Annotated in this window: 20 protein-coding genes; 10 read left to right on the top strand and 10 right to left on the bottom strand. The window is 69.5% G+C overall.

What is annotated here, in order from left to right; translation table 11 throughout:
* Positions 1–98 precede the first annotated feature (98 nt).
* On the bottom strand, positions 99–1,235 hold the full coding sequence (locus ACYQZ5_RS02110) for an alanine racemase (protein WP_379732468.1): 1,137 nt from the start codon (positions 1,233–1,235) through the stop codon (positions 99–101).
* A gap of 57 nt (positions 1,236–1,292) precedes the next feature.
* Complete coding sequence (locus ACYQZ5_RS02105) at positions 1,293–1,814, bottom strand: archaemetzincin family Zn-dependent metalloprotease (RefSeq protein WP_379732469.1); 522 nt, start codon at positions 1,812–1,814, stop codon at positions 1,293–1,295.
* 38 nt (positions 1,815–1,852) lie between these two features.
* Here ACYQZ5_RS02105 and ACYQZ5_RS02100 point away from each other — a divergent pair, with 38 nt between their 5' ends.
* The 4 genes from ACYQZ5_RS02100 to ACYQZ5_RS02085 all read left to right on the top strand — a co-directional run bounded on the left by ACYQZ5_RS02100 (position 1,853) and on the right by ACYQZ5_RS02085 (position 4,202).
* Positions 1,853–2,287: a UPF0146 family protein gene (locus tag ACYQZ5_RS02100; protein WP_459844975.1), complete on the top strand. Its 435-nt coding sequence runs from the start codon at positions 1,853–1,855 to the stop codon at positions 2,285–2,287.
* 49 nt (positions 2,288–2,336) lie between these two features.
* A complete protein-coding gene (locus ACYQZ5_RS02095) occupies positions 2,337–3,212 on the top strand; it encodes a TIGR01548 family HAD-type hydrolase (protein ID WP_379818722.1) in 876 nt (291 codons plus the stop codon).
* Positions 3,213–3,269: 57 nt separating this feature from the next.
* A complete protein-coding gene (gene npdG, locus ACYQZ5_RS02090) occupies positions 3,270–3,938 on the top strand; it encodes an NADPH-dependent F420 reductase (RefSeq protein ID WP_379731316.1) in 669 nt (222 codons plus the stop codon).
* A 111-nt stretch (positions 3,939–4,049) separates the two neighbouring features.
* The gene (locus tag ACYQZ5_RS02085; RefSeq protein WP_379731315.1) at positions 4,050–4,202 is read left to right on the top strand and encodes a hypothetical protein; all 153 of its coding nucleotides are present in this window, start codon (positions 4,050–4,052) and stop codon (positions 4,200–4,202) included.
* A 43-nt stretch (positions 4,203–4,245) separates the two neighbouring features.
* On the opposite strand, the gene ACYQZ5_RS02080 is transcribed toward ACYQZ5_RS02085, so the two are convergent.
* The 4 genes from ACYQZ5_RS02080 to ACYQZ5_RS02065 all read right to left on the bottom strand — a co-directional run bounded on the left by ACYQZ5_RS02080 (position 4,246) and on the right by ACYQZ5_RS02065 (position 5,700).
* Complete coding sequence (locus ACYQZ5_RS02080; protein WP_379731314.1) at positions 4,246–4,419, bottom strand: hypothetical protein; 174 nt, start codon at positions 4,417–4,419, stop codon at positions 4,246–4,248.
* Between the two features lie 115 nt (positions 4,420–4,534).
* Positions 4,535–4,870 (bottom strand): phosphoribosyl-ATP diphosphatase, encoded by a 336-nt coding sequence (hisE, locus tag ACYQZ5_RS02075; protein WP_379731313.1) that lies wholly within the window; start codon positions 4,868–4,870, stop codon positions 4,535–4,537.
* Positions 4,867–5,493: a pyridoxal 5'-phosphate synthase glutaminase subunit PdxT gene (gene pdxT / locus ACYQZ5_RS02070; RefSeq protein WP_379731312.1), complete on the bottom strand. Its 627-nt coding sequence runs from the start codon at positions 5,491–5,493 to the stop codon at positions 4,867–4,869. The genes hisE and pdxT overlap by 4 nt, the downstream gene beginning before the upstream one ends.
* A 48-nt stretch (positions 5,494–5,541) precedes the next feature.
* Positions 5,542–5,700, bottom strand: coding sequence for a preprotein translocase subunit Sec61beta (locus ACYQZ5_RS02065; RefSeq protein WP_379731310.1), 159 nt, complete (start codon positions 5,698–5,700; stop codon positions 5,542–5,544).
* A 127-nt stretch (positions 5,701–5,827) separates the two neighbouring features.
* Between ACYQZ5_RS02065 and ACYQZ5_RS02060 the strand changes: the two genes are divergently transcribed.
* A complete protein-coding gene (locus ACYQZ5_RS02060) occupies positions 5,828–6,109 on the top strand; it encodes a thioredoxin family protein (protein ID WP_379731309.1) in 282 nt (93 codons plus the stop codon).
* Positions 6,110–6,247: 138 nt separating this feature from the next.
* Positions 6,248–6,397: a 50S ribosomal protein L40e gene (locus tag ACYQZ5_RS02055; RefSeq protein WP_053948938.1), complete on the top strand. Its 150-nt coding sequence runs from the start codon at positions 6,248–6,250 to the stop codon at positions 6,395–6,397.
* Positions 6,398–6,439: 42 nt separating this feature from the next.
* On the opposite strand, the gene ACYQZ5_RS02050 is transcribed toward ACYQZ5_RS02055, so the two are convergent.
* From ACYQZ5_RS02050 to ACYQZ5_RS02040, 3 genes are all read right to left on the bottom strand, one after another.
* Positions 6,440–7,063, bottom strand: coding sequence for an MBL fold metallo-hydrolase (locus tag ACYQZ5_RS02050; RefSeq protein ID WP_379731307.1), 624 nt, complete (start codon positions 7,061–7,063; stop codon positions 6,440–6,442).
* A gap of 82 nt (positions 7,064–7,145) precedes the next feature.
* Complete coding sequence (locus ACYQZ5_RS02045) at positions 7,146–9,365, bottom strand: LUD domain-containing protein (protein ID WP_379731306.1); 2,220 nt, start codon at positions 9,363–9,365, stop codon at positions 7,146–7,148.
* Entirely contained in the window at positions 9,362–9,868 is a 507-nt protein-coding gene (locus ACYQZ5_RS02040; protein ID WP_379731305.1) for an LUD domain-containing protein, read from the bottom strand. Before ACYQZ5_RS02040 ends, ACYQZ5_RS02045 begins: the two co-directional genes overlap by 4 nt.
* Before the next feature lie 110 nt (positions 9,869–9,978).
* Here ACYQZ5_RS02040 and ACYQZ5_RS02035 point away from each other — a divergent pair, with 110 nt between their 5' ends.
* Genes ACYQZ5_RS02035 through ACYQZ5_RS02025 form a run of 3 tightly spaced genes read left to right on the top strand, consistent with a single transcriptional unit; the run spans position 9,979 to position 11,101 of the window.
* Positions 9,979–10,152 (top strand): DUF5786 family protein, encoded by a 174-nt coding sequence (locus tag ACYQZ5_RS02035; protein WP_053948942.1) that lies wholly within the window; start codon positions 9,979–9,981, stop codon positions 10,150–10,152.
* On the top strand, positions 10,148–10,765 hold the full coding sequence (locus ACYQZ5_RS02030) for an endonuclease dU (RefSeq protein WP_459846583.1): 618 nt from the start codon (positions 10,148–10,150) through the stop codon (positions 10,763–10,765). Before ACYQZ5_RS02035 ends, ACYQZ5_RS02030 begins: the two co-directional genes overlap by 5 nt.
* Positions 10,766–10,810: 45 nt before the next feature.
* Positions 10,811–11,101 (top strand): DUF7536 family protein, encoded by a 291-nt coding sequence (locus ACYQZ5_RS02025; protein WP_379818727.1) that lies wholly within the window; start codon positions 10,811–10,813, stop codon positions 11,099–11,101.
* On the opposite strand, the gene ACYQZ5_RS02020 is transcribed toward ACYQZ5_RS02025, so the two are convergent.
* A complete protein-coding gene (locus tag ACYQZ5_RS02020) occupies positions 11,102–12,322 on the bottom strand; it encodes a potassium channel family protein (protein ID WP_379732328.1) in 1,221 nt (406 codons plus the stop codon).
* Positions 12,323–12,446: 124 nt separating this feature from the next.
* Between ACYQZ5_RS02020 and citZ the strand changes: the two genes are divergently transcribed.
* Positions 12,447–13,598 carry a citrate synthase gene (gene citZ, locus ACYQZ5_RS02015; protein ID WP_379732329.1) on the top strand — a complete coding sequence of 384 codons (1,152 nt, stop codon included), beginning with the start codon at positions 12,447–12,449 and terminating at the stop codon, positions 13,596–13,598.
* The last annotated feature ends 239 nt before the right edge of the window (positions 13,599–13,837 follow it).

The raw sequence follows: 13,837 nt of genomic DNA, 5'->3' as shown, positions 1-13,837 counted from the left end.
CGGCGTGCGACGCCCGCGGGCGCGGCCGTCCGGGGAGCGGAACCGAACGCAGTGGCAGAGGTTCAGGGTGAAACACCCCCGCCACTCGGAACCCTCGACTACCGAACCTTCCCCCGCGCCTGCACCTCCCAGAGATCTGCCACCTCGCCGTCGCGAACGCCGACGATCAGGTCGTGGAGGTTGATCGTGGTACAGACGTGGGGGACGACGAACTCGAGTCGATCGCCCACCGCGAACGTCTCGTCGGACTCGCTGGTGTCGATCCAGCCGTGCTCCTCGCTGGCGTTGACGTACTCGATGTCGTCGCGGCGTTTCGGCACGGGCATCTGGGGCTTGTCGAGCGAGAACGTCTTGCTGCCGCCGTCGACCACCAGCCGGTCCTCGTCGGGCACCGAGATCACCGTCGTCAGCACCGTCGCCGTACAGTCGGCCTTCGACACCTCCCACGGCCGAAGCTCCAGTTCGCCCACGTCGTTGAACGGGTACATTCCGGGGTTGATCTCCGTGACGACGGGGTGGCGGGCGCTGTACCGCGAGGTGGCGGTGCCGCCGACTTTCACCTCCGCGACCTCGATCCCGGCGGCTTCGATGTCGTCGACGACCGACGCCGCCAGCTCCATCGCCTCCCAGCAGCGCTCCTCGAACTCCTGTTCCGTGCTCGCCTCGCTCTTGACGTTGGCGTCGTAGGCGAGGATCCCGTCGAACGCGAGCGCGTCGGCGTCGGCGATCCGCTCGGCCAGCGCCGGCGCTTCCTCGGGGCTGGCTCCCGTCCGGTGCAGTCCCATGTCGACCTCCAGCACCGCGTGCAGCGTTCGGTCGTTCCGCGCCGCCGCGGCTTCGAGCGCGTCGATCGTCGCCGCGGAGTCCACGGTCGTCGCCAGTGCGTCGAGCTTCCCGTCGAGCCAGCAGAGCCGGTCGAGCTTCGACTCGCCGACGACCTGGTAGGAGAGGTAGATATCGTCGATCCCGTTGCGGGCCATCGTCTCGGCCTCGCCGAGGGTCTGACAGCAGATCCCGGTGCCGCCGGTGAGTTCCACCTCCCGAGCCGCCAGCTCCGCGTTCTTGTGCGTCTTGACGTGTGATCGCAGGTCGACGTCGTGCTCGTCGGCGACGGCGGCGTACTCGCGGATGTTCTGTTCCATCGCGTCCACGTCGGCGAGCAGCACCGGCGTCTCGAGGTCGTCGACGGACTGCCCGAGGCGGGGCGCCATCTCGTCGCTGGTCCACGTGGTCATGCAGGGAGGGGCACCGGCGAACGGAAAAGCGGGGTGGAAGGAGAAAACGGCGACGGGCTACCCGAGCAGCCGCGAACAGGAGCCACAGAGGTTCTCCTCCTTCACGTCGACCTCGCGCACCGTCGGGGAAAAGGACATCACGCACTTGCTGTTGTCGCAGTGCTCCAGCCCGAAGTTGTGGCCCATCTCGTGGACCACCTCCTTCCGGATGCGGTCGGCGAACACCTCCGTGGTGGGCTTGTTCGAGATGCCGCCGTCGGAGGAGGTGTTGAGCCGGTGGGTCGAGATGACCGAGCCGCGGCCGTTGAGGTACGCCAGCCCGAACACGTAGTTCCGCTGGCGGTAGTAGAGGTCCTCGGTCGTGATCGCGATGTTCTTCTCGCCGGTACCGGCGTCGCTGGCCACCTCGATGAACCGCTCGGCGCGGTACTGGCTCCGCCCGCGGTCGTACGCGTCCTCCGGGATCGCCTGCTCGCTCCGAACGCCGACCTCGCAGTCGTAAACGGTCCGCAGCGCCTCCGACGCCTCGCGTTTGGCACGGCTGGGGACCGATCCGACTGGAACGATGTCGACGCGCATATCTCCACCCATGCCGAGGATCAGCATAAACCCTCGGCATGGACCGTAAAACCGATCCGCTGATCGTCAGACAGCTCCGGGGCGAGGAGCGCGTGCTGGAGGTCGGCATCGGCAACCGGACCGGGGTCGCGGCCCGACTCGCCGACGCCGGCGTCGACGTGCGCGCGACCGACGTTCGCCCCGTTACCGTCCCCGAGGGCGTCCGCTTCCGCGTCGAGGACGTGACGGCCGTCGACGAGCCCGATGTGTTCCATCAGGTCGACACCGTGTACGCACTCAACTGCCCGGCCGAACTCCACCGGCCGATCCGGGATCTCGCGGCGGCCGTCGGCGCGACGTTCCGATTCACCACGCTGGGCTACGAGGAGCCGTCGATCCCCGTCGAGCGCGAGACGCTCGGCGGCGGCGACACGCCGCGGGTGACCCTCTACACCGCCACGACCCGGGACGGGCCTCGCCCGGGGCGTCGCTGACGCCGGCGCGAGCCGCAAACGCCTTTCCGCCCGGGGTCGGAGCGGGGGTATGCACGCTGACGCGGTCGTCCTCGACGTCGACGGGGTGCTCGTCGACGTGGCCGACTCCTACCGGCGGGCGATCATCGAGACGGTGCAGCGACGCCACGGCGGGACGATCGAGCGCGCGACGATCCAGCGCTTCAAGGACGCCGGCGGCTTCAACAACGACTGGGAACTCACCGACGCGGCGACGCTGTTCGTGCTCGCCCGCGAGGCGGGCTACGCCGGCGACGCCGCCGACTTCACCGACGCGATCGCGGCCCACGATGAGGGGGGACTCGCGGCCGCCCGGGCAGTTCTGCGCGAGGCCGCGGCGCGCGAGGGGTTCGACGCCGACGCCGTCGAGGCAGCGTGGGACCCCGAGGGCGTCCGGGAGACGTTCCAGGCGCTCTACCTCGGCGCGGAGTTGTTCCGGGAGATCGAGGGCGGTGCCCCACCCTTCGAGGCGCCGGGGTACATCCACGACGAGCCGGTGCTCGTCGAGCCGGGGACGATCGAGCGGCTACAGTCGGGGTTCTCCGTCGGCGTCCTGACGGGGCGACCCGCCGCGGAGGCGGATATCGCGCTCGAACGCGCCGGGCTCTCGGTTCCCGAGGAGCACCGCTTCACGATGGACGACTGGGAGGAGGGGAAACCCCACCCCCACGCACTGGTCACGCTCGCCGAGCGGTTCGGCGCCGACTCGACGGTGTTCGTCGGCGACACGCTGGACGACGTGCGGACCGCGACGAACGCCGCCGAGGCCGACCCCTCCCGGGAGTACCACGGGATCGGCGTGCTCACTGGCGGGCTGACGGGCGAATCGGGCCGACGGAAGTACGAGGCCGAGGGCGCGGCGGCGGTGCTCGACTCGGTGAACGACCTGCCGGACCTGCTCGACTGAGTCGGCTCGCTTCCCGCTCGCACAACCCTTAACGTCGGCACCACCGCACGGGCAGGTATGGACATCGCGATACTCGGCGGCACCGGCGACATCGGCGAGGGGCTCGCGCTGCGCGTGGCCTACCACACGAGCCACGACGTGCTGATCGGCTCCCGCGACGCCCAGAAGGCCGAGACGAAGGCCGCGGAGTACGAGACCGAACTCGACTCCCGGGGGACCGAGGTGACGATCGAGGCCGGCGCCAACGAGGACGTGGCGACGCTCGCGGACGTGGTGGTCGTCGCGGTCCCGCCGTACTACGTCGACGACACGATCGAGTACGTCGCCGACGACCTCGACGAGGGCGACATCGTGGTCTCGCCCGCGACGGGGATGGATCGCGACGACGACGGCTTCCACTACGCGCCGCCGCCCGCGGGTAGCGTCACGGAACACGCCGCCAGCGCAGTGCCTGAGGGGGTCCACCTCGTCGGCGCGTTCCACAACCTCGCGGCCGGCCGGCTGGCGAACTTAGACGCCGATCTGGGCGTCGACACGTTCGTCGTCGGCGAGGACGACGACGCGAAGGGGATCGTGACCGACATCGCCGAGGGGATCGAGGGGCTGCGCGCGCTCGACGCCGGCGGGCTCGCCAACGCCGCGGAGGTCGAGTCGCTCACGCCGCTGCTGGTGAACGTCGCGATGCACAACGACGGGCTGCACGATCTGGGGCTGGAGCTGAAGTAGTCGGCCCGCGGGGGGCTGGTCGGCGCGCTCGTTAGCTTACTCGCGCTCCCAGTCCCGTTCTACCTGTTCGAACTCGGCCTCGTTCTGGCCGGGGAGAGCGTGTTCGAGCCGGTGCCGAACGCGTCCCCCCTGACGCAACTCCTTTCGGATCTGCTGTCGTTCCTCTTCGTGCCGATCGTCCTCGGCGCACTGGGGGTCGTTCCGACGTACGGCGGGACGGTCGTCGTCGGTGCGCTCGTCGGCTCGCTCCTCGCCTCCGAGTGAGAGGTAGTCGCGAAATGCCGTCGGTATCCGCGGAGTCGCGAGATCAGCGAGTCCGGTTCGGAGAACTCGACGGCGCCTCGAGTTCGATCCACTCGATGGTCTGGAAATCGCCGGAACACTCGCCGCAGATGAGTACCTCCTCCAGTACGGTCGAACCCTCGAGGGTCAGCGTGTAGCGGTCGGACGCGGAGGAGTTGCAGTTGAAACACTCGTCCATCACTGGAAAGATACTCGCCACCCGTATCAGTTGGAACGTTACCGATTATCCGGGTAACCGTTCGGTCGTCCGGCAGCGTGGCCCCGAACTCACGAGCGGGACCGACCGGTGTACGCTAAAACCGCGACTCCAGTTCCGCCCGCAGATCGTCCGGCTCCATCCCCTTCATCGAGAGCAGCACCAGCAGGTGGTAGAGGAAGTCCGCGCTCTCGGCGGCCAGCTCCTCGCCGTCGTCGTCTTTCGCCGCCAGAATCAGCTCCGTCGACTCCTCGCCCAGCTTCTCCAGCACGGCGTTCTCCCCCTTCTCGTGGGTGAACAGCGAGGCCGTGTAGCTGTCCTCGGGCAGGTCGCGCTTGCGCTGCTCGATCGTCTCGAACAGGGCGTCGATGGTGTCGGCGTCGAGTGCGTCCTCGGTGTCGGCCGTCGGCTCGGACTCGTCGGGATCGCTCACTGGCTGCTCACCTCGACGGTCTCGAAGAAGGCGAGGTCGTGGATCCGGGAGTCGGCGGTGAGTTCGGGGTGGAACGACGTGCCGACGACGGGACCCTGTCGGACCGCCACGGGGTCGCCGTCCCAGCGCGCGAGCACTTCCACGTCGTCGCCGTCGTTGATCGGCGCGCCCGAGCCGTCGCCGACTGCGTCGATCAGCGGCGCGCGGATGAACACCGCCGGGAACGGCGAGTCGAGGCCATCGACCGCCAGCGGCGCCTCGAAGGAGTCCTTCTGCCGGCCGAACGCGTTGCGATCGACGGTCACGTCCAGCAGGTCGAGCGTGTCGACGCGGTCGTCCTTGGCGTCGGTCGAGGCGACGATCAGTCCGGCACAGGTCGCGAGCACCGGCTTCCCGGCCGCGACGTGGTCGCGGATCTCCTCGTCGATCCCCTCGCGGGCGAGCAGTCGGGAGATGGCCGTCGACTCGCCGCCGGGCATCAGGAGCACGTCGCAGTCGGGGACGGTGCCGGACTGGCGGATCTCGACCACGTCGGCTTCCTCGCCGTGGGCGCGGGCGGCGCGCTCGATGGCGGCGGCGTGTTCGCTCACGTCGCCCTGGACCGCGATGACGCCTGCTTGCATGGCTGGAGGTGGGCGGGCGGCGCGCAAAAAGGGTGCGTTCGACCCGGCTCAGAACGCGGCGCGGAGGACCAGCACGAAGATCCCGAACAGCGTCCCCGCGGCGACGACGGTGCGGGGGTCCATTCGGATGGCGTTGCGGTCCTCGGCGTCGAAGTAGCGGACCAGCCCCGCGCTGGACATCAGTCCGCCGCTGTCGCTTCCGCTCATACAGCCACGTCGGGACGTGAGCCGCCTAAAGCTTCCGGAGCGGGACGGGAGCGCGTGAACGCGAAAACCGAACGGAGCGCCGCCGGCGGAACCCTTATGCGCGGCCACGGCCAATTTCGGCCCACGCATGACTGTCCGACTGAAGGACTTCTACGCCGACTGGTGTGGCCCGTGTAAGACACAGGACCCGATCCTGGAAGAGCTCGAGGAGGAGTTCGGCGACGTGGAGTTCGAGAAGATCGACGTCGACGCCGATCAGGAGACCGCCAACGAGTACTCCGTCCGCTCGCTCCCGACGCTGGTGATCGAGAACGACGACGGCGTCGTCGAGCGGTTCGTCGGCGTCACTCAGCGCGACGAGCTGGAGGAGGCGCTCGACCGGGCCCAGCAGGGCCAGCAGGCCGCCTAACCGGTTTCGACGTTTCTCTCTCGCCGCGAACAGCCCGACCAGCCGCCGGCGAGCCGCTCGTAGGGCGGCAGCGCACCCCGAACGGCGGCGTCGGCCCGCAAGGTAAGCGTTAAACGCCCGCCGAGAGAATCCACGCGTATGGCTAAGTTCGAAGAAGCGGAGAAACGCATCCTCGACAAACAGATCTGCATGCGCTGTAACGCGCGGAACCCCCAGCGCGCCGAGGAGTGCCGGAAGTGTGGCTACGGGAAGCTCCGACCCAAGGCCAAGGAGCCGCGCTCGGCCTAACGACGCGCTCCCCTTCTCCGTCCGCAACCCTCGACAGCCGCGCTACTCCTCGGGGTACTTCGGCTCCCGGCGCTCGGCCCGCTCCAGCGCGCGCTCGATCACGTCGCGCACGCTCTCCCCGTCAGTCGCTTCGAACGGGTCGCCGTGGCCGGCGTACATCCCCTCCACCGAGTCGGGGAGTCGATCGAGGATCGTCCGCAGGCTCTCGATCAGCCGCTCGCGGTCGCCGCTCGGGTGGTCGGTCCGGCCGAAGCTGCCGTCGTCGAACGCGCCGTCGTTGTACACCACCACGTCGCCGCTAAACAGCGCCGTCTCGCCGACGAACGCGACGTGGTCGTCGGCGTGGCCCGGCGTGTACACGACCTCGTGGGTCTCGTCGCCGATCTGGACCGTGTCGCCGTCGTCGATCGCGTGCGTTCGATCCGGGTGGTCGTCGTAGGCGAACAGTTCCGCGTCGAACGCGTCGAGCACCGCGTCCAACTGCTCGACGTGGTCGCCGTGCTGGTGGGTAAGGACGACGCGATCGAGATCGTCGACGTGCTCGCGGATCTCGTCGACGACGCCGGGCATCGCGCCGGCGTCGACCAGCGTCGTGACCTCGCCGTCGACGAGGTAGACGTTCGCGGTGAACTGCTCGGCGTCGGCGGTGACGTTGACTGGGTCCATACCCTCGCTTGGGCCGGGCGGAGTAAAACGCCGGCGTCGGCGGCCGACCGCGATCGACGGCCGACGGCGGCGAGTCGTCGATCTACTCGTCCGCCGGCTCCCGCGCCGGATCGAGCAGTTCCACAGGGTGAGTCGCCGGCCGGTCGAGCAGATCCGTCAATTGCTCCTCGCAGGAGGTGCCACTGGCGACGACACGCCGGTCGGCGTCGGTGTCGTCAGCCGCCTCGATCTCCTCGGCCAGCGACTCGCCGACGGCGACGCTGAGTTCGTAGTAGTCCGCCTTGTAGCCGAAACTGCCCGCCACGCCACAGCACTCCGCGTCGGTCGTCGCCACGTCGTACCCCAGCCTCCCCAGCACGGCCTCGGTATGAGCGTCGAGGCCCAACGTGCGCTGCTGGCAGTGGGCGTGGTAGGTCACCCGCTCGCCACCTCCCCGGGTGAGCGGGGCCGGATCGACGCCGTTCTCCAGCAGCCCGTAGACGTACTCGAGTACCTCGAAGCTCCCGTCGGCGAGCGTTTCGGCCCGCTCCGCGGGGAGCAGTTTGTCGTACTCCGCGCGCATCATCGCGAGGTCGGAGGGTTCGACGACGACCACGTCTCGGCCGGCCTCGATATGCGGTTCCAGCGCGTCGGCGACCGACGCGGCCCGCTCGCGGGCGGTGGCGAGCATCCCCTGTGAGAACGGCGCACGGCCGCTGCCCGCTTCGCCGGCGACCCAGACCGGGACGCCAAGCGCCTCCAGCACGCGGACGGCGGCTTTCCCCCGGTCCACGTCGACGTGGTTGGTAAACACGTCCGGGAACAGGACCACCTCGCGGTCCGCCCGGGGCGTCGCGACGTCCGGATCACGGTGCTGGTCCCACTGTCTGAGCGTCTGCCGTCGGAATTCGGGGAGATTCCGTCGGGCGTCGATGCCGAGGCCGCGTTCCAGCAGCGACCGGACCGGGGCGCTGTCGGCCAGCCAGTTCGAGACCGGCGCGGTTGCGCTCCCCAGACGCGCGAGCGTCTCGACGTTGCCGAACGCGCGTTTCCCCCAGTCCATCCCCGCCGGCTCGGAGTCCGGGACGAGGCCGTCGACGAGGCTGTCGATCGCGTCCGGCTCCGCGCCGCGGTTGATGCGGTCCCGGACGACGGTGTTGATCCACGGCACGTCGATCTTCACCGGACAAGCGTTCACGCAGCGCGAGCAGCCGGTACAGAGATCGTTGAACGATTCGGCGGTCTCCTCGCCGCCGACGCCCGCCTCCCACCCCGTCGCGATGCCGCCGGTGTAGGTGTCGCCGCCGAACGCGTGGCCACCGACGTGCTGGAAGTTCGCACAGGAGTTGCTGCAGGCGCCACAGCGGACGCAGTAGAGCGTCTCCCGCAGGTTCTCGTCCTCGCGCATCTCGAAGCGACCGTTGTCGATCAGAACGAGGTGGAACTCGCGGTCCTCGGCGCCGCCGCCGATCGGCTCGTTCGAGTCGAAGTCGACGGTCGGCGAGTCCGTCGGCGGCGTCAGTAGCGAGACGTACTGGGCGATCTCCTGCCCCGTCGCACTCCGGGCCAGCAGTTCGATCATCGGGCCGAGTTCGTCGACGGAGGGGAGCAGTTTCTCCACGCCCGCGACGGCGACGTGCGTGTCGGGCGTGACCGCACACTTGCGCGCGTTGCCCTCGTTCGTGACCAGCGTGATGGTGCCGCTCTCGGCCAGCACGAAGTTCGCACCGGTCATCCCCACGTCGGCCTCGCGGATGCGCTCGCCGAGGTGGTCGCGGGCGAACGCGGTGAGTTCCTCGGGCGTTTCCAGCGGTTCGTCGGGGTCGAATCGGGCCTCGAACAGGGCCGCGATCTCGTCGGTCGACTTGTGGAACCCCGGCGCGATCAGATGTGACGGCGCCTCGTCGGCGACCTGCAGGACGAACTCGCCGAGGTCGGTCTCGGTTACGTCTACCCCCGCCGCCTCGAGATGCTCGTTGACGTCGAGTTCCTCGGTCGTCATCGACTTCGACTTCACGAGGCTGTCGGCGTCATCGCAGACCGCAGCGATATGCTCGTTCGCGTCGGCGGCGTCGTCAGCGAGGTACACCGTGCCGCCGTTTGCCTCGACCGACTCCCGGACCGTCTCGATCAGTTCCGGCAGGCGCTCGATGGCGTCCTCCTTGATCTCTCGGGCCTCAGTTCGCAGGCGCTCGCCGTCGACGTCGGCCATCGCGGCGTAGCGCCCCTCGTTGAACCCCTGGGCGTTCCGCTTGACCGTCGGCCCCTCGGTTTCGAGCAGTCGCCGGATGCGCTCGGCCCGGCTCTCGTTGTCGGCGCTCATCGGTCCGAGAGCACGATGACGTGCACCTCCCGCGGCCCGTGGACCCCCTCGACGGTGGCGCCCATGTCCGCAGTCGCACTGACGCCGGTCGCGAGGACCGCGCTGTCCCGGCCGCTCTCGAACCGTTCTCTGAGGGTATCGGTAGCGTCGTCAACGCCCGCGACGAGGTCGCTCTCCCGCAGCACCGCGACGTGGCGCTCCGGATAGAGTGCGACCAGTTCGTCGCCCGCCGGTCGGGACTCGACGACGACCGACCCGTACTCGGCGATGCCGCCGAAGACAGGGGTGACGCCAGTCGTCGCCGTCCGGAGTTGGTCGGGCGTCGGCGGCACGGTCACCTCGGCACCGTCGAGCGAGACGCCGTCGAACTGGAGCGGTGTTCCGACCGCCGGCCCCTCGATCGCCCCCGCCAGCGCGTCGGGGAACCCGGCCGCCGTCGTCCGCGTCGATCCCACGCCGAGGCCGTCGAGGGTGTCGGCGAACGTCGCCGCGAGCGTACTCATGTTCGGCCGGTAGGCTGTTCGAGCGATAAATCCTCGGCAACTCATGTGGTATGGTACCAACACTGAACGTCCAAGCGTTTATCCATACCGAGCCACAAAGTTTAGATGTAATGGGCTTCGGGAGCTACGATGAATCCGAGCAGGAGAATCAGCAGCTCGACATGAACGACGGCGACGACGCAGTCGACGCCGACGGCGGATCCCACGAGGGTTCCGTCGAGTTCGACAACGGAGCCTCCAACGACGAACTCCTGGACCGGCTTCAGGACATCAAGGACGATTAAGCCGGGCCGACGCGCACTCGGCGTCGCGTTCTCCGACGGCGAGACCGCCTCGACCTGCGCGGGCGCCGTGGTCCGGGCCGACCGCGTCGTCGACGGCCTCGGCTTCGAGCGCTGCACCGTCGGCGGCGACGACGCGACCGCGGCGACGGCCGCGCTGATCGACCGCATCGACAGACCCGACGTATCGGTCCTTCTGCTCGCAGGGGTCGCCCCCGCGTGGTTCAACGTTCTCGACCTCTCCCGTATCCACGCCGAGACGGGGCTGCCCACGCTCTCGGTCTCCTTCGAAGCCAGCCCCGGGCTCGCCCCCGCGATCCGGGCGCAGTTCGACGGCGAGGCCCGGGCGTGGCGGCTCGACGCCTACGAGTCGCTGCCGCCGCGGCGCTCGCTGTCGGTCAACGACGAACGGGTGTTCGTTCGCGGGGTCGGCGTCGACACGCCGGCCGCGACGACGAACTCGGACGACGACGAAGTGCCGCCGCTCGAACCGAACTGCGAGGCCGCCCAGTTCGTCCGTGGGTTTACGCCGGACGGTGGCCGGCCCGAGCCGCTCCGCGTGGCACGGACCGCGGCGCGGGCCGGACGGGAACTGGGCGAACGGCTCGACTCCTGACCCGGGAGCGACGCCGATAAGCCCCGCCGGTACCAACCGAAAACGATGAGCGAGGAGCCGCCCGAGCCGTCGGTCGCGCCGCTGCTCGATGCGCTGTCGGTCCGGCGGAACGCCGCAGTCGGCGCCGCCGCCGGGGTCGCGCTGGCCGTGCTGGCGTACGTGTTCCGCCTCACCCGCGTCGCGGGACCGTTCGCGGGCACGCGCGAGTTCCCCGTCCTCGGGGAGACGGGCTGGTTCCTGCTGCTTTCCTTCGTCCTCGCGTCCGCGGCGGCGCTGCTGGTGACGACGGTTCTGACCCTGTTCTCGTTGATCCGGCTCGTTCGCAGGGAAGCGTAGCTACGCGTCGAACTCCCGCGGGTCGCCGGCCATCGCCGAGAGGCGCTCGGTGCCCGCCCGCGTCCCTTTCGCGACGAGCACGTCGCCCGCCGAGAGCCGGGTGTCGGCGTCGGGCGAGACCACCCACTCGGTCTCCTCCCCGGGTCGCCGAACCGCGATCACGCGGCCCCCCGTCTCGGTGCCGAGTTCGAGGTCGCCCAGCGTGTGGCCCGCGATCTCGGCATCCTCCGCGACCGTGAGGCGGACGATCACCTCGTCGCTCTCCTCGACGGCGGCGGCGACGACGGGGTGGGCGTCCAGCCCCCGGAGCACCCCCTCGCTGATCTCCAGGGCGGCGTCGCTGATCACCTCCGTCGCGGCCGCGAGGTGGACCAGCCCCCGGAGTTCGATGGGGTCGTCGACGCGGCCGGCCGCACGGAGCGTCCACGCCTCCAGCCGGGACTTGAGCGCGTCGACCTCGGCCTCGAGCTCGACGACTTCCTCGGCGACGGCCTCGCTGTCGAACAGCACCGAGCCGTACGCCAGATCGACCGCGAGCTCGCTGGTGTCCTTCATCGTGACGATCGAGTCGACCGCGCGTTCGAGGTCCTCGATCGGTGACGCCGTGTGCTCGGGCGGGTCGTACGCCTCGCCGGTCGCCGCCTCGTACACGGCGGCAAGTCCCTCGTCGAGCCCGCGAAGCAGGAGCACGTCGCCGGCGCGGATCTCGGTCTCCTTGTCGGGGTTGGTGATCCACGCCCGCTTGCCCGTCTCGCTAGCCCGCCGGACGGCGATCACTCGGACGCCGCGCTCGGTCTCCATGTTGATCTCGCCCAGCGTCCGTCCGACGTACTCGGAGTCGGCCGCGACGGTCGTCCGGACGAGCGCCTCGGTCGCCTCGGGGATCGCCGCCCGCATCGCCTCGGGGAGGCCGATGTCCTCGAGCACGATCTTCGCGATGTCGCCGGCGGCGTCGGCGATCTTCTCGGCGGCGCCGACGACGCCCAGCACGGGCGCCAGCTGTTCGGCGTCCTCGGGGCTGCGGGCGGCCATCAGGACGCTCATCCGGGCCTGCAACTGGAGCACGTCCATCCGTTCTTCGAGGGCGAGCACCTCCTCGGCCAGCTCGTCGCTGCCCGACAGCACCGCGGAGTAGGAGAGGTCGATGAGGAGCTCGGCGGTGTCTTTCATCTCGGACAGCACCGCTTTCACGCTGACCGGCTCGTACTCGACGTCGGGCATACCCGGCGGTTCAGCGGGACGGGGGATAAGGGTTGTCGGCCCGCAACGGGCGCAAGGGACCGATTCCACGATAGGGCGGCCGGAACGGCAACGCTTTTTCGTCGACCGGCCGAACCCGTAGCCTATGTCAGGCGAGGTTCAGAAAGGTCTGGAAGGCGTCGTCGTCGCGGAGTCCCAGCTCAGCTTCATCGACGGGGACGAGGGACGACTGATCTACCGTGGCCACGACATCGAGACGCTGGCGGCCGAGGCCAGCTACGAGGAGGTGCTCTACCTGCTCTGGCACGGCTCGCTGCCGACGGCCGACCAGCTCTCGGAGTTCACGGCGACGATGGCCGAGGAGCGCGCCGTCGACGACGAGGTGCTCTCCGTGCTCGCCGATCTGGCTGCCGTCGACGAGTCGCCGATGGCCGCACTCCGGACCGCGGTGTCGATGCTCTCCGCGAGCGACCCCGAACCCGACGCCGATCCCGAGGATGGGGCCGCCCGGCTCCGGCAGGGCCGGCGGATCACCGCCAAGATCCCGACGATCCTCGCGGCCTACCAGCGCCTGCGCGACGGCGAGGAGCCGCTCTCCCCGCGTGAGGGGCTGAGCCACGCCGCGAACTTCCTCTACATGCTGACCGGCGAGGAGCCGGACGAGGTGGCCGAGGAGACGCTGGACATGGCGTTGATCCTCCACGCCGACCACGGGCTGAACGCCTCGACGTTCACGTCGATGGTGATCGCGTCCACGCTCGCCGATACGTACTCCGCGATCGCCGGCGGCGTCGGCGCGCTGTCGGGGCCGCTCCACGGCGGCGCGAATCAGGACGTGATGGAGACGCTGATCGAGGTCGATAGCTCCGAGAAGGGTTCGGTCGAGTGGGTGAAAGACGCGCTCGAACAGGGCCGGAAGATCCCTGGCTTCGGCCACCGCGTGTACAACGTGAAGGACCCGCGGGCGGTAATTCTGGAGGAGAAGTCCCGCGACCTCGGCGACGCCTCCGGCGAGCGCAAGTGGTACGACCACGCGAACGAGATCGAAGAGTACCTCGTCGAGGAGCAGAACTTCGCCGAGAAGGGGCTGGCGCCCAACGTCGACTTCTACTCCGGGACGGTGTACTACCAGCTCGGGATCCCGGTCGACATGTTCACCCCGATCTTCGCGATGAGCCGCGTCGGCGGCTGGGTGGCCCACGTGCTCGAACAGCTCGAGGACAACCGCATCATGCGGCCGCGGGCGAAGTACACGGGTGCGAAGGAGGCCGACTGGGTGCCGCTCGGGGAGCGGTAGTCGATTCGTTCGGTTCTCCGTTTTTCGAGGGAGATACGGGCGTCTGAGCGGTGATCTTCCACGTCGGGACAGCAGCCGCGAACAGCATCTCGATCGTTGGCACCTTGCGACCGCACCGCCCCGCACAGCCCACAGGCCTCCCCAGCCGATTCGCTCGGCCTCCGGCCTCGCTCATCCCTCGCGCGCTCGTTCGCGCACGGAGGCGCTCACGTCGCGCGCCGACCGCGGCGGCGGTGCGG

Source organism: Halolamina salina, from assembly GCF_054653455.1.
The sequence above is the reverse complement of the archived record's forward strand: the minus strand, read 5'-3'. Positions and strand labels throughout refer to the sequence as shown.